The organism is Streptomyces sp. CA-111067 (assembly GCF_050956065.1).
Classification (GTDB): domain Bacteria; phylum Actinomycetota; class Actinomycetes; order Streptomycetales; family Streptomycetaceae; genus Actinacidiphila.
In genome coordinates, this window is record NZ_CP192103.1 from 8,221,222 (window position 1) to 8,234,779 (window position 13,558).

Consider the following 13,558-nt stretch of genomic DNA (forward strand, 5'->3'; position numbering starts at 1 on the left):
TTCGACGTCCGACGGGGTCAGGTCCTGGTGAGCGCGCCCAGGCCGGGGCTGAAGGCGATCAGCAGCGGGACGGCCGGCACCAGCAGGGCGCAGGCCGTCAGCCGGAGCCTGGCCGCCACCGACAGCCGGGGCGCCGGGTCGAGCAGCCGGTGCACCCGGCCGGGCAGCGCGGCGAGCGGCGCCGGAGCGGTGCCGAACACCCCGCGCTCCTCGTTGAGTTCGACCAGCGCCAGGGCGGTGGTCAGCCGGCCGAAGCGGCGCGAGGCGGTGTCGTCGGCGGCCAGCTCCACCAGATGGTGCACCTGGTCGCGGAACGCCGCGAAGACCGGCACCTGCGGGAACCCGCCGGCCAGCGCGCCCGCGCAGTGCAGCAGCACATCGTGCCTGGCGGTGACGTGGCCCTGCTCGTGCGCGAGGACGGCGTCCAGCCTGCGGCCCTTGAGCCGGCGCAGCGCGGCGGTGGTGATCACCAACCGGGGCTCGGCCCCGGACAGCCACCACGCGTCGGTCCTGGTGTCCTCAAGCACCACCAGCCGCTCCCCGGCCGGCACCGCCTCGTCGGGCAGCCGCGGCGCGCGGGCCCGCAGCTCGGCGTGCCGGCGGCGGCGCCTGCTCCTGGCGCCCCGCACCTCGCGGGTGAGCATCGCCGCGGTCCACAGACCGCCCAGCGCCAGCATCACCGCGAGCGCGCCCGCCCACCTGCCGTACTCGGACAGGCCGTAGGCAGCGACCACGCCGTGCGGCGCGAAGGCGAACACGTTGCCGCGCACCGAGCTCCAGGCGGCCGACGCGGTGAGCGCCATCGCCAGCACACAGCACAGCAGTACGGCGGCGACCACACACTGCCAGACCCACAGGGCCAGCACCGGTTCGCGTTCCGGCCAGCGGGCACGGGACAGCAGACGCGGCGCCATCGCCGCCGCAAGTGCGCCGAGAATCAGCAGCACGAACGGGACCGTCATGCTGATCACCCTAGGAGGCGGCGGCGAGGCCCGGGTACGGACCGCCACCGGATGTGACGCATGACTCACCGCAGCGCCTCCGTCACCCGATGCGGAACCCCGCCCTCCTCACAGCGTGAGCAGCATCGCCAGCATCCCCAGCGCCATCGAGACCCGGCAGGCGGCGGCGAGTTCGGGCGCGTGCCGCAGCCGCGGGCGGGGCGCGCCGCCGGGTATCAGCGGCCCGGCGCCCTGCGGGACGGGTGCGTGCGAGGCGGGTGCGTGCGGCCCCGCGGTGTGCGGGACGGCGACCAGCCGGACGCCGGAGCGCAGCACGTAGCCGGCGAAGTAGAGCAGCAGCAGGCCGGTGAGCAGCGGTATCCCCGCCCCCATGGCCATCGCAGCGTGACCGCCCCCGCCGCTGCCGCCGCCCATGGCCAGCGCCATGTAGACCATCGCGGCCGAGCTCACGCAGTGGTGCAGCCGGTGCCCCGACCGGTCGGCCACCAGCAGGGCGCGCAGCGCGGCGACCGCGAAGACTGCGGCGAACACCGGCGCGGCCCACGGCCGCGGGTCGAACACCGACAGCGGTACGGCCATCACCGCCATGCCGGCCCCCATCAGCGCCTCGTCCCTGCCCTCGCTGCGCAGCAGGCAGGCCGCGGCGGCGCACGCGCTGAGCAGCACGAGCAGCCAGGCGATCAACGGCGGTCCGTGCATCGTGCCCCCTCCCCACTTCTCGCGGTGTCCCGTTCGTACCCTGCCACGCCCCGGTCGAACGGTGGTTCGTTTTAAGGCTGCCCGGGCGAAGCAGCATCCACCCGAGCGCGCGGGAGTACCAGGGGGGCGCACGAAATGCCCGCGCGCCGTCTCCCCGCCGGGAGCCCTCAAGCGCCCTGGGAGGCGGCCTGCTCCGGGCCCGCGCGGCCGTCGCCCGCGAGCGGCGCGCCCTCCCGCCCGTCGAGATCCGGGCGCGGCGCCGCCTCCGGGCCGCCCCCGCCCGCATGAAGTGCGCCCCCGCGCCCCTCGGGCCCGTGCCTCTCGGGCCCGTGCCTCTCGGGCCCGTGCCTCTCGGGCCCGTGCCCGTCGGGCCCGTGCCCGCCCCGCGACCGTCCGGACCACCCGCCCCGCGCCCGCCCGCCCCGCGCCCGTCCGCCGGGCGCCGCCGACGCCCGCTGGGTGACCGCGACGCACACCAGCACCGCGACCGCCGTGGGGAGGGTGGCGGCGGTCAGCCGCTCGCCGAGCAGCGCCGCGGACCACACCAGCGTCAGTACCGGCTGCGCCAGTTGCAGTTGGCTCGCCCTGGTCACCCCGATCGCCGCCATGCCGCGGTACCAGACCAGCAGGCCGAGGAACTGCGAGACGACCGAGACCCACACCAGCCCGCCGACCGACTCCCCGGTCAGCCGGACCGGCTCCACGGCGAGCGATATCGCGGCGCCCGGCAGTGTCAGCGGCAGCGAGCCGATCAGCGCCCAGCCCACCACCTGCCAGCCCGGCATGATCGCCGACAGCCTGGCCCCCTCCACATAGCCGGCCGCGCACACCAGCAGCGCGCCGAAAAGGTAGCCGTCGCCCAGGGTCGGGGCGCCGCCGCCCTCGCCGAGCGTGAATCCGATGATCACCCCGGCGCCCGCCACGGCCGCGGCCCAGAACATCCGCGACGGCCGTGCTCCGGTGCGCAGCGCGCCCAGCGCCGCCGTGCACAGCGGGAGCGCGCCGACCACCACGGCGGCGTGCGAGGTGTCGGTACTGCCCAGCGCCAAAGTGGTGAGCAGCGGGAAGCCGATGACGACCCCGCAGGCCACCACGGCCAGCCCCGCCCAGTGCGCGCGGTCGGGCACCGCGGCCCGCCCGGCGATCACGAAGGCGCCGGCCACCGCCGCCGCCAGCACCGCCCGCACGCTGACCGCGGCCCACGGCCCGAAGCCGGACAGCGCCCAGTGCGTGGACGGGAAGGTGAGCGAGAAGGCCGCCACGCCGAGGCAGGCAAGTGCGGTGCCGCCGACCGCTACCGGCCGATGAGCGGTAGCGCTATTGTCATCTGTCATGAACGACGATAGCAGTGCCGCCGCACTGGCCGGATCGCTGCGCAGGGAGCTGCACCGCTTCTCCGGCGGTGAGAAACTGCCGTCGAACAGAACGCTGGTGGAACGGTTCGGCGTCAGCCCGGTGACGGTCTCCCGGGCGCTCGCCGCCCTCGCCGCGGAGGGACTGGTCGTCACCCGGCCCGGCGCCGGCACCTATCGCGCGTCCGAGCGGGCGGCCCTGCCGCAGACCGTGGACACCTCATGGCAGCAGGTCGCACTCACCGCCCAGGACCCGGAGGACCCGCCCCGGGTGGTGGACGCCTCCGGCGTGCTCGCCACCCTCGCGCCGCCGCCGCCCGGCGTGATCGCGTTCAGCGGCGGCTATCTGCCCCCCGGCCTCCAGCCGGAGCGGGCGCTCGGGGCCGCCCTGGCCCGCGCCGCCCGCAGGCCGGGGGTCTGGGAGCGGCCGCCGGTCGAGGGGCTGGCCGAACTGCGCGGCTGGTTCGGCCGCGACGCGGGCGTCGGCCCCGCCCAGGTGCTGATCACCGCCGGCGGGCAGGCCGCGCTCACCACCGCGCTGCGCGCGCTGGCCCCGCCGGGCGCCGCCGTCCTGGTCGAGTCGCCCACCTACCCCGGCGCGCTCGCCGTCGCCCGCGCCGCCGGGCTGCGCCCCGTGCCGGTACCGGTGGACGCCGACGGGGTGCGCCCCGACCTGCTCGCCGACGCCTTCGCCGCCAGCGGCGCCCGGGTCTTCTTCTGCCAGCCGCTCTTCCAGAACCCCACCGGCGCCGTGCTGGCCGCCGGACGCCGCCGCCAGGTGCTGGACATCGCGCACGCGGCAGGCGGCTTCGTCATCGAGGACGACTTCGCCCGCAGGCTCGGCCACGGCGGCCCGCTGCCGCCCCCGCTGGTCGCCGACGACCCGTACGGCACCGTCGTGCACATGGCGTCGCTGAGCAAGCCGACCGCGCCGAGCCTGCGGGTCGGCGCGCTGATCGCCCGCGGGGCGGTGATGGAGCGGCTGCGGGCCATCCAGGTGGTGGACAGCTTCTTCGTGCCGCGCCCGCTCCAGGAGGCCACTCTCGACCTGGTCGGCGCCCCTGCCTGGCCCCGCCACCTGCGGGCGGTCGCCGCCGGGCTGCGCGAGCGGCGGGACGCGATGCTGGCGGCGCTCGCGAGCGAACTGCCCGGGCTGGCCCCCGATCCCGCGCCGGCCGGCGGCTACCACCTCTGGCTGCGGCTGCCCGACGGCACCGACGAGGTCGCGCTCGCCGCCGCCGCGCTGCGGGCCGGGGTGGCCGTCGCGCCCGGCCGCCCGTACTTCCCCGCCGAGTCCCCGGCGCCCCACCTGCGGGTCAGCTTCGCCGACACCACCGGGCCCGAGGAGATCACCGAGGGAGTGCGCCGGCTCGCGTCGGCGCTGGCGCAGGTGATCGGCGCGAACAGCCGCGGGTGAGCTGCGTCAGGCCGGCGTCAGGGGCCGGGACCGGGCTGGGCCGTCCGGGTTAGCCTGTCCGCCATGGACACCGCAGCCCGCCCCGCCTTCCGCCCCGCCACCGCCGCCGACGTCCCCGCGCTGCTGGCACTGATCCAGTCCGCGTACCGCGGCGACGACAGCAGGGCGGGCTGGACGACCGAGGCGGACATCCTGGACGGCAGCAGGACCGACGCCGACGGGGTGCTGGAGGTCATCGAGGGTGAGAACAGCCGGCTGACGGCGGTGGAGGCCGGCGGCGACCTGGTGGCCTGCTGCCAGCTGGAGCACCGCGGCTCCTACGCCTACTTCGGGATGTTCGCGGTGCGCCCGACGCTTCAGGGCGCGGGCCTGGGCAAGGTGATCATCGCGGAGGCAGAACGTTTCGCCCGCGAGGAGTGGGGCGTGGCCGAGATGCGCATGACGGTGCTGTCGGTCCGCGAGGACCTGATCGCCTGGTACATCCGCCGCGGCTACACCCGCACGGGAGTGATGAGCCCGTTCCCGTACGGCCAGGAGCGGTTCGGCCGGCCGACCAGGGACGACCTGCAGTTCGAGTTGCTGACGAAGAAGCTCGGCTGACGGCCGGCTCACGAGCCGGCTGACGACAGGGCCCGGGACCTGACCGCAGTGCGCGGGGCCTGACCGCACTGCGCGGGCCCGCGCCCGGAAGCGCTACCCCTGCGTCCCGGCGCGCGGCAGATCCGTCGCCGCGCCGTCCAACCCCAGCGCCCGGGCCAGCTCCCAGTCCCGCGGCGTGTTCACCGTCCACGCCATCACCGCGATGCCCGCCGCCTGGCAGCGCTCCACGACGTCCAGGCTCAGCCTGCGCAGCTCCAGGCTGACCAGCCGGGCGCCCACCGCCTGGGCGCGGGTGACGATCTCCGGGCCGAGCTCGCTGGCCACCAGCACCGTCGGCACCTCGGGCAGCAGCGTGTGGATCTCGGCCAGCGCCTCGTCGTGGAAGGACAGCACGCTGACCCTGCCGGTCTCGTCCCGCTCGCGCAGCGTGTCGGCGAGCGCGCGGGCCGCGTCGGTGTCCTTGATCTCGGCCTGGATCGGCCGGCTGACCGCGTCGAGCACCTCCTCGAACACCGGCACCTGCTCGCCGAGCCCGGCGTCCAGGCCGCGCAGCTCGGCCAGTGTCAGATCGCGGATCCGGCCGCTGCCGTCGGTGGTCCGGTCCACCGTGGCGTCGTGGCAGACGACCAGTGCGCCGTCCTTGCTCAGGTGCAGGTCGAGTTCGATCTGGTCGAGGCCCTCGCGCTCCGCGCGGCGGAAGGACCGCAGCGTGTTCTCCGGCTCGACGCCCATGACGCCGCGGTGACCGACGGTGAGAAAGCTCATGAAAGGCACCCTAGCGAGTCCGGGCAGGCTGGAGGTTCAGCCGGACTCCTCCAGATGCGGGCCGGAAAAACAGCGGCCACGATGGCCTCAGGCCGGACGATCTCCCATGGCTCCCCTTGATACGGCAACAAGGTCGTGGATACGGTGGTCAGACGACAGGTTCTTCTGTGGAGGAGGGGTCATGAGCGAAGTTCTTACGCCGAAGGCGGCCAATGGGCATGGAATGTCCGGTGACGGCATAGTCCGGCACCCGCAGTGGGCGGTGCTGAAACAGGCGGTCGAAGCCATCAGGCCCTGGCAGCGGAAGGACGGCTCGATCGACTTCGACGCCGAGGGCGCGCCGAGCCAGGACGACGCCGTCCGCACCCTGGACCGGGTGGTGGACGCCGTACGCCAGCTGTCGCCGCGGCTCCCGCACGACGCCGACTACCACCAGGCACTGGTCGCCGACCTGCGCCGGTGGGCCGACGGCGGCTTCGGCGTACCGGACTTCCTGGACTCGCTGCTGGCCTTCCAGCCCGCCGCCGACCGGCGGGACGGCCTCCAGCACGTGGTGGTCTTCCCGATGTACACCCAGAACGGCAACCCGGACCGCAACCTGGAGGCCGTCGCGCTGCGCGTGGTGTGGCCGGAGTGGCTGGCCGAACTGGAGCGCACCCGGTACGACAACGCGCTCTTCGTACCGATCACCTTCGAGGACTTCACCCCCGGCTACGACACCAACTCCGCGGTGCTCTTCCCCGAGACCGTCGCGGTACGCGAGGCCCCCGAGCGCTGGACCTGGGGCGCGATCTTCTGCGACCGCGAGGCGGCCCGCTTCCGCGCGGTGACCGCCGCCGCGGTGGACACCCTGGGCCTCGAGCTGCCGCAGGAGGCGGCCAGGCTGGTGGCCGACCAGGAGCTGGCGCAGCAGACGTACACCCTGTGGGACATGATCCACGACCGCACGCACAGCCACGGCGACCTGCCGTTCGACCCGTTCATGATCAAGCAGCGCGCGCCGTTCTGGATGTACGGCCTGGAGGAGCTGCGCTGCGACCTGACCTCGTTCCGCGAGGCGGTCAAGCTCCAGGGCGAGGGCCACCCGATGGGCCTGGGCGTGCAGTACGCGATCCTCTTCGACCGGCTCTTCCGCTTCCCGGTCACCGGCGCACGGGTGCGCAACTACGACGGGCTCGGCGGCCAGCTGCTGTTCGCCTACCTGCACAAGCACGACGCCGTACGCTGGACGGACAACACCCTGCACATCGACTGGGAGCGCGCACCGCAGGTCACCAACCAGCTCTGCGCCGAGATCGAGACGCTGTACCGCGACGGCATCGACCGCCCGAAGCTCGTGCACTGGTTCGCCGCCTACGACCTGGTCGCGAGTCATCTCTCGCCGCACCCCGGATCGGTCTGGGCGAAGGGTCCCGACGCACTGGACCTGTCACTTCCGCCCCGCAAGCTCGTTGACGAAGTGCTGCCGGACGAGTTTCCGCTCAGCATGTTCTACGAGGCCCTTGGGAAGAAACTTCGCGAGGTGATCGCCTCGACCAAGGGAATCACCGGCGACGGCGGGCTCCGGAGCGCCGCGTGAACGGTGCGGGCGAGGAGGCGGACATGACGACCGACAGCTACGAAGGCGGCCTCGACGGCGCGGTGATCGCGGTGGCGGGCGCCGGCGGCCCGGCCGGCCGCGCGGTGCTCCAGCGGCTCGCCAGGTCCGGCGGCCATGTGATCGCCGCCGACGCCGACCCCGAGCGGCTGGCGCGGGCGGTCGACGACGCACGTTACGACGCGGGCGGCGCCGACATCACCGGTGAGATCGTCGACCTGCTCGACCTGGAGGCCACCCAGGACTGGGCGGCCAGGATCGAGAAGGACCACGGCCGGGTGGACGGCCTGGTGCACCTGGTCGGCGGCTGGCGCGGCTCCGCGTCCTTCCCCGAGACCGAGCTCGCCGACTGGGACGTCCTGCACGACCTGTTGATCCGTACCGTCCAGCGCACCTCGCTGGCCTTCCACGACGGCCTGATGCGCAGCCCGGGCGGCCGGTACGTGCTGGTCAGCGCGGCCGGCGCGGCCAAGCCCACCGCGGGAAACGCGGCCTATGCCGCGTCCAAGGCGGCGGCCGAGGCGTGGACGCTGGCGCTCGGCGACTCCTTCCGCAAGCTCGGCGGCGACGGCGGACCCGGCGCGGCGGCCACCATTCTGGTGATCAAAGCGCTGGTGCATGATGGGTTGCGGGCCGAGCGGCCCGACGCCAAATTCGCCGGCTTCACCGACGTCCGCGACCTCGCCGAGGCCGTCGCGGACATCTGGAACCGGAGCGCTACCGAAGTGAACGGAACCCGACAGTGGCTGACGCCCCCCTCGTGACGCCTGGACCGACCACCGACGCCGTACGGCGTCACGACCCCGGCGTCCGCGGGTTCGCCAGCGACAACTACGCCGGGGTGCACCCCGAGGTGCTGGCCGCGCTCGCACTGGCCAACGGCGGCCACCAGGTCTCGTACGGCGCCGACGAGTACACCGGGCACCTCCAGGAGCTCTTCCGCCGGCACTTCGGACCGGCCGCCGAGGTCTTCCCGGTCTTCAACGGCACCGGCGCCAACGTCACCGCGCTGCAGGCCGTCACCGAGCGCTGGGGCGCGGTGATCTGCGCCGAGTCCGCGCACATCAACGTGGACGAGTGCGGGGCGCCCGAGCGGGTCGGCGGCCTGAAGCTGCTTCCGGTGCCGACTCCGGACGGCAAGCTCACCCCCGAGCTGATCGACCGGCAGGCGTACGGCTTCGACGACGAGCACCGGGCGCACCCCGAGGTCGTGTCGATCACCCAGACCACCGAGCTCGGCACCTGCTACACCCCGGCCGAGATCCGGGCGGTCTGCGACCACGCCCACCAGCTGGGGATGGCCGTGCACCTGGACGGCGCGCGGCTGGCCAACGCGGCGGCGAGCCTGGATGTGCCGCTCGCGGAGTTCACCACCGACGCCGGGGTGGACATCCTGTCCTTCGGCGGCACCAAGAACGGGCTGCTGCTCGGCGAGTGCGTGGTGGTGATCAATCCGGAACGGGCCCGCGGGCTGCTCCACCTGCGCAAGCTGTCCATGCAGCTGGCGTCCAAGATGCGCTTCGTGTCCGTGCAGTTCGAGGCGCTGCTGGCCGGCGACCTGTGGCTGCGCAGCGCCCGGCACGCCAACGCGATGGCCCGCCGCCTGGAGCAGGCCGTACGGGACATCGACGGGGTGCGGGTGACCCAGCAGGTGCGGTCCAACGCCGTCTTCGCGGTGCTGCCGCGCGAGGTGTCGGAGCGGCTGCAGAAGCGCTACCGCTTCTACTTCTGGGACGAGAGCACCGGAGAGGTGCGCTGGATGTGTGCCTTCGACACCACCGAGGCCGACGTGGACGGCTTCGCGGCGGCCGTCGCGGAGGAGATGCGGAACGGCGGCTGACCGCATAGATATACGGTCTTCCGTAAATACATTGTCTGCCGGCCGGTCGCCTTCCTAGGCTTCAGCCATGGACCACACCATGGAGAAGAGCATCGACCGACCAGTCCAGCAGACCGCGGATCTCGCCGCCTACCTGGCGGCCGACGAGGTCGTCGACCACGGCCACCCGGTGGTGCTGCGGACCGCCGCCCGGCTGCGGGCGGGCACCGACGGACCGTATGGCTATGCGAAGGCGGCGTACGAGTACGTCCGCGACGCGGTGCCGCACTCCTTCGACGCCGGCGACCAGCGGGTCACCTGGCGGGCCTCCGACGTCCTGGAGCACCGGGGCGGCATCTGCTACGCCAAGTCACACGCGCTGGTGGCGCTGCTGCGGGCCGAGGGCATCCCGGCCGGCTTCTGCTACCAGCGGCTGACCGAGGACGACGGCTCCGGGCCGGTGATCCACGGCCTGGTCGCGCTGCTGCTGCCGGAACACGGCGGCTGGACCCGGCAGGACCCGCGCGGCAACAAGCCGGGCGTGGACGCGTGCTTCTCGCCGGCCGGGGACCGGCTGGCCTTCGCGGTGCGGCCCGAACTCGGCGAGTGCGACTACCCGCTCGTCCACGCCGCCCCGCCCGGTCCGGTGCTCGCCGCGCTCCAGGGCGCGGGCAGCGCGGCGGAACTGGCCGGGATGCTGCCCGCCGAGCTGGACTGACCCGGCGGGGCGGCCTCAGTCGGGTTGTCTCAGCCGGGCTGCCTCACTCGTGCCGCCTCGCAGCCGAACCGGCTCAGCTGGTCGGCTGCGTCTGCGGGGCCTTCGCGGCGTCCCGGCTCTCCTGCTCCTCGCGGTCGCGCCGCGCGGCCTCCTCCGGGGTCGGCGCGGTGCCGCCCAGGTGCGCGGGCAGCCACCAGCGGTCGTCCGGGCCGGACGGGCGGCCCGGATACGCCCGCTGGGCGTCCTCGAGCAGCTCCTGGATCCGCATCCGCACCCGCCGGGTCAGCGCGCCGGCCTTCTCGTTCTCCAGCGGGCGCATCTGCTCGCCGATCCGCAGCGTTATCGGGAGCCGGCTGCGGCCGAGGTTGCGCGGGTGGCCTTTGGTCCACAGCCGCTGGGTGCCCCACAGCGCCATCGGCAGCACCGGCACCCCCGCCTCCATCGCCAGCCGCGCGGCGCCGGACTTGAAGGACTTCAGGGTGAAGGACTGCGAGATCGTCGCCTCGGGGAACACCCCGATGATCTCGCCGCGGTTCAGCGCCTCCAGCGCGTGCGCGTAGGCGTGCATGCCGTCCGAGCGGTCCACCGGGATGTGCTTCATCGCGCGCATCAGCGGACCCGACACCTTGTGCCGGAAAACCGATTCCTTGGCCATGAAGCGCACCAGCCGCTTGGCGGGCAGTACGGTCAGGCCGCAGAAGATGAAGTCCAGATAGCCGATGTGGTTGCTGATCAGCAGGGCGCCGCCCTGGCGCGGCACGTGTTCGGTGCCGCGCACGTCGAACCGCAGCCCCTGCACCTTGAACATGCTGCGGGCGAAAGCGATCACCGGCGGGTAGACGAGTTCGGCCATGTCGGGGCACCTGCTCTCTCCGGGGCGGCGCTCCCGGCGGAAGTTACGCGCCCGTAGGTTGTCCGGCCGCTGAGCGATGGTGCCCCGGCGGCAGCCCCCGTGTCATCCCGTGTGTGCACGGCGCGGCGAGATTCTTCTCACGTCCTGCATACACCTGCCCCGCGCCACCCGAAAGCAGACACGTCACGGGGAATCATCGCAGTTGGACGAGTGCTGACGTCCAGGACGGAACAGGTGCGCGCATCGGCGCGGAGACCGCGGGGAGGGATCGGCGTGGTGCCGGAGGACGGCGACGAGCGGCTGACGGCGGAGGACCTCGGCGGACCGCTGGGGGAGCGGGCCACCCTGGTGCACTTCTCCAGCGCCTTCTGCGCGCCCTGCCGGGCCACCCGGCGGGTGCTCGGCGAGGTCGCGGGCATGGTGGACGGCGTGCGGCATGTGGAGGTCGACGCCGAGGCGCGGCTCGAGCTGGTGCGGCGGCTGCGCGTCACCGGCACCCCGACCGTGCTGGTGCTGGACGCGCGCGGCGCGATCGTCCGCAGGGCCCGCGGCCTGCCGCGCCGCGCGGATGTCATCGCCGCGCTGGGCGCGGCGGTCTGACGCCGCGTCCGCGACGTCGGCCAGGTCACAGTTCACGGACCTTGCGAGCGGGGAACAAGGTCTGTGTACTGACGAGTAATATATCTGTCGGGGCAGTTGCTGCGTCCCGGCCGGGAGCCGCCGCCGCGGACGCCTATGCTGCTTTTCCGGGCGCCTTCAGGGGCGCAGTCCGGGGCCGGCCGACGAAGAAGACGTGCAGGACGATGCAGTAGGAGAGCAGGCGTGAGCTTGAGGATCGTAGTCGCAGTGAAGTACGTGCCCGACGCCACCGGCGACCGTCACTTCGCCGAGGACCTGACCACCGATCGCGAAGCGGTGGACGGCCTGCTGTCGGAGCTCGACGAATACGCCGTCGAGCAGGCGCTGCAGATCGCCGAGGCCGCCGACGACGCGGAGGTCACCGTGCTGACGGTGGGCCCCGAGGACGCCAAGGACGCGCTGCGCAAGGCGCTGTCGATGGGCGCGCACAAGGCGATCCACGTGGAGGACGACGCCCTGCACGGCTCCGACGTCATGGGCACCTCGCTGGTGCTCGCCAAGGCGATCGAGCACGCCGGGTACGACCTGGTGGTCACCGGCATGGCCTCCACCGACGGCACCATGGGCGTACTGCCCGCGCTGCTCGCCGAGCGGCTGGCCGTCCCGCAGGTCACGCTGCTGTCCGAGGTCTCGGTGTCCGGCGGCAAGGTGACCGGGCGGCGGGACGGCGACGCGGCGAGCGAGCAGCTGGAGGCGTCGCTGCCCGCGCTGGTGTCGGTCACCGACCAGTCCGGTGAGGCCCGCTACCCGTCCTTCAAGGGCATCATGGCCGCCAAGAAGAAGCCGGTGGAGGCGCTCAGCCTGACCGATCTGGGCCTCGACGCGGCCGAGGTCGGCCTCAGCGGCGCCTGGACCGCGGTGGACGACGCCACCGCCCGCCCGCCGCGTACCGCGGGCACGATCGTCAAGGACGAGGGCGAGGGCGGCAAGCAGCTCGCGGAGTACCTCGCTTCACAGAAGTTCATCTGAGAAGCAGCCGCAGCGAACCAGCCGCAGCGCTGACGCCCGCACCCGCCCCTCATCTTTCCGCAGGAGAACGATTCCCATGGCTGAAGTCCTCGTCTACGTAGACCACGCGGACGGCGCCGTCCGCAAGCCGACCCTCGAACTGCTCACGCTGGCCCGCCGGATCGGCGACCCGGTCGCCGTCCACCTCGGCCCGGGCGCCGACACCGCCGCCCCGGTGCTCGCCGAGCACGGCGCGGTGCGGGTGCTGACCGCCGACGCGCCGGAGTTCGCCGACTACCTGGTCGTCCCGAAGGTGGACGCGCTGCAGGCCGCCGCCGAGGCGGTGTCGCCGGCCGCCGTGCTGGTGCCGTCCTCCGCGGAGGGCAAGGAGATCGCCGCCCGCCTCGCGCTGCGGCTCGGCTCCGGCATCATCACCGACGCCGTCGACCTCAAAAGCGGCGACCAGGGCCCGATCGCCACCCAGTCGGCGTTCGCCGCCGCCTTCACCACCACGTCCCGGGTCAGCCGGGGCATCCCGGTGATCACCGTCAAGCCCAACTCGGCGCCGGTCGAGCCGGCCCCCGCGGCCGGCACCGTCGAGCCGCTGGCCGTCACCTTCGGCGAGCTGGCCACCGGCACCAAGGTCGTCTCGCACACCCCGCGCGAGTCGACCGGCCGCCCGGAGCTGACGGAGGCCGCGATCGTGGTCTCCGGCGGCCGGGGCGTCAACGGCGCGGAGAACTTCTCGATCATCGAGGCGCTGGCCGACTCGCTCGGTGCCGCGGTCGGCGCCTCGCGCGCCGCGGTGGACGCCGGCTGGTACCCGCACAGCAACCAGGTCGGCCAGACCGGCAAGTCGGTCTCGCCGCAGCTCTACATCGCCAACGGCATCTCCGGCGCGATCCAGCACCGGGCCGGCATGCAGACCTCCAAGACCATCGTGGCGGTCAACAAGGACGCCGAGGCGCCGATCTTCGACCTGGTCGACTACGGCGTGGTCGGCGACCTCTTCCAGGTCGTCCCGCAGCTCACCGAGGCGGTCACCGCCCGCAAGGGCTGAGTCCCGCAGACCGTCCGCGGCGGCCCCGCACACCCGAACCGGGCGTGCGGGGCCGCCGCTTCGTGCTGTTGACCACCGGGTACGTCCCGACTAGCTTTCGCTTCAACGATTTGTTGAAGTTCGGGAGGG

The 13,558-nt window shown here is 73.5% G+C and carries 13 protein-coding genes and 1 pseudogene; 9 read left to right on the forward strand and 5 right to left on the reverse strand.

Annotated features, from left to right (window positions below):
• Positions 1-17: 17 nt before the first annotated feature.
• The 3 genes and pseudogenes from ACQPW6_RS36300 to ACQPW6_RS36310 form a co-directional block, all read right to left on the reverse strand.
• The gene (locus tag ACQPW6_RS36300) at positions 18-962 is read right to left on the reverse strand and encodes a M56 family metallopeptidase (protein WP_433893981.1); all 945 of its coding nucleotides are present in this window, start codon (positions 960-962) and stop codon (positions 18-20) included.
• Between the two features lie 108 nt (positions 963-1,070).
• The gene (locus ACQPW6_RS36305) at positions 1,071-1,661 is read right to left on the reverse strand and encodes a DUF5134 domain-containing protein (protein ID WP_433893982.1); all 591 of its coding nucleotides are present in this window, start codon (positions 1,659-1,661) and stop codon (positions 1,071-1,073) included.
• Positions 1,662-2,110: 449 nt separating this feature from the next.
• A pseudogene (locus tag ACQPW6_RS36310) lies at positions 2,111-2,995 on the reverse strand (DMT family transporter); the annotation flags it as partial.
• Here ACQPW6_RS36310 and ACQPW6_RS36315 point away from each other — a divergent pair.
• Positions 2,994-4,430, forward strand: coding sequence for a PLP-dependent aminotransferase family protein (locus ACQPW6_RS36315; RefSeq protein ID WP_433893983.1), 1,437 nt, complete (start codon positions 2,994-2,996; stop codon positions 4,428-4,430). The pseudogene ACQPW6_RS36310 and the gene ACQPW6_RS36315 sit on opposite strands and share 2 nt — an antisense overlap.
• A 63-nt stretch (positions 4,431-4,493) precedes the next feature.
• Positions 4,494-5,030: a GNAT family N-acetyltransferase gene (locus tag ACQPW6_RS36320; protein ID WP_433893984.1), complete on the forward strand. Its 537-nt coding sequence runs from the start codon at positions 4,494-4,496 to the stop codon at positions 5,028-5,030.
• A gap of 93 nt (positions 5,031-5,123) precedes the next feature.
• Here the strand turns inward: ACQPW6_RS36320 and ACQPW6_RS36325 are convergent, their stop codons facing one another.
• Positions 5,124-5,795 carry a glycerophosphodiester phosphodiesterase gene (locus ACQPW6_RS36325; protein ID WP_433893985.1) on the reverse strand — a complete coding sequence of 224 codons (672 nt, stop codon included), beginning with the start codon at positions 5,793-5,795 and terminating at the stop codon, positions 5,124-5,126.
• A 181-nt stretch (positions 5,796-5,976) separates the two neighbouring features.
• Here ACQPW6_RS36325 and ACQPW6_RS36330 point away from each other — a divergent pair, with 181 nt between their 5' ends.
• The 4 genes from ACQPW6_RS36330 (at position 5,977) to ACQPW6_RS36345 (ending at position 9,929) form a co-directional block, all read left to right on the forward strand.
• Positions 5,977-7,374 (forward strand): DUF6421 family protein, encoded by a 1,398-nt coding sequence (locus ACQPW6_RS36330; RefSeq protein ID WP_433893986.1) that lies wholly within the window; start codon positions 5,977-5,979, stop codon positions 7,372-7,374.
• A gap of 23 nt (positions 7,375-7,397) precedes the next feature.
• Entirely contained in the window at positions 7,398-8,156 is a 759-nt protein-coding gene (locus tag ACQPW6_RS36335; RefSeq protein ID WP_433893987.1) for an SDR family NAD(P)-dependent oxidoreductase, read from the forward strand.
• Positions 8,135-9,232, forward strand: coding sequence for a threonine aldolase family protein (locus ACQPW6_RS36340; protein WP_433893988.1), 1,098 nt, complete (start codon positions 8,135-8,137; stop codon positions 9,230-9,232). The genes ACQPW6_RS36335 and ACQPW6_RS36340 overlap by 22 nt, the downstream gene beginning before the upstream one ends.
• Positions 9,233-9,299: 67 nt before the next feature.
• Positions 9,300-9,929, forward strand: coding sequence for a transglutaminase-like domain-containing protein (locus tag ACQPW6_RS36345; protein ID WP_433893989.1), 630 nt, complete (start codon positions 9,300-9,302; stop codon positions 9,927-9,929).
• 73 nt (positions 9,930-10,002) lie between these two features.
• Here ACQPW6_RS36345 and ACQPW6_RS36350 read toward each other — a convergent pair whose 3' ends face one another.
• Positions 10,003-10,782, reverse strand: coding sequence for a lysophospholipid acyltransferase family protein (locus ACQPW6_RS36350; RefSeq protein ID WP_433893990.1), 780 nt, complete (start codon positions 10,780-10,782; stop codon positions 10,003-10,005).
• A gap of 267 nt (positions 10,783-11,049) precedes the next feature.
• Between ACQPW6_RS36350 and ACQPW6_RS36355 the strand changes: the two genes are divergently transcribed.
• The 3 genes from ACQPW6_RS36355 (at position 11,050) to ACQPW6_RS36365 (ending at position 13,429) form a co-directional block, all read left to right on the forward strand.
• Positions 11,050-11,382: a TlpA family protein disulfide reductase gene (locus ACQPW6_RS36355; protein WP_433894773.1), complete on the forward strand. Its 333-nt coding sequence runs from the start codon at positions 11,050-11,052 to the stop codon at positions 11,380-11,382.
• 222 nt (positions 11,383-11,604) lie between these two features.
• Positions 11,605-12,390, forward strand: coding sequence for an electron transfer flavoprotein subunit beta/FixA family protein (locus tag ACQPW6_RS36360; protein WP_433893991.1), 786 nt, complete (start codon positions 11,605-11,607; stop codon positions 12,388-12,390).
• 76 nt (positions 12,391-12,466) lie between these two features.
• Positions 12,467-13,429 carry an electron transfer flavoprotein subunit alpha/FixB family protein gene (locus ACQPW6_RS36365; protein ID WP_433893992.1) on the forward strand — a complete coding sequence of 321 codons (963 nt, stop codon included), beginning with the start codon at positions 12,467-12,469 and terminating at the stop codon, positions 13,427-13,429.
• The last annotated feature ends 129 nt before the right edge of the window (positions 13,430-13,558 follow it).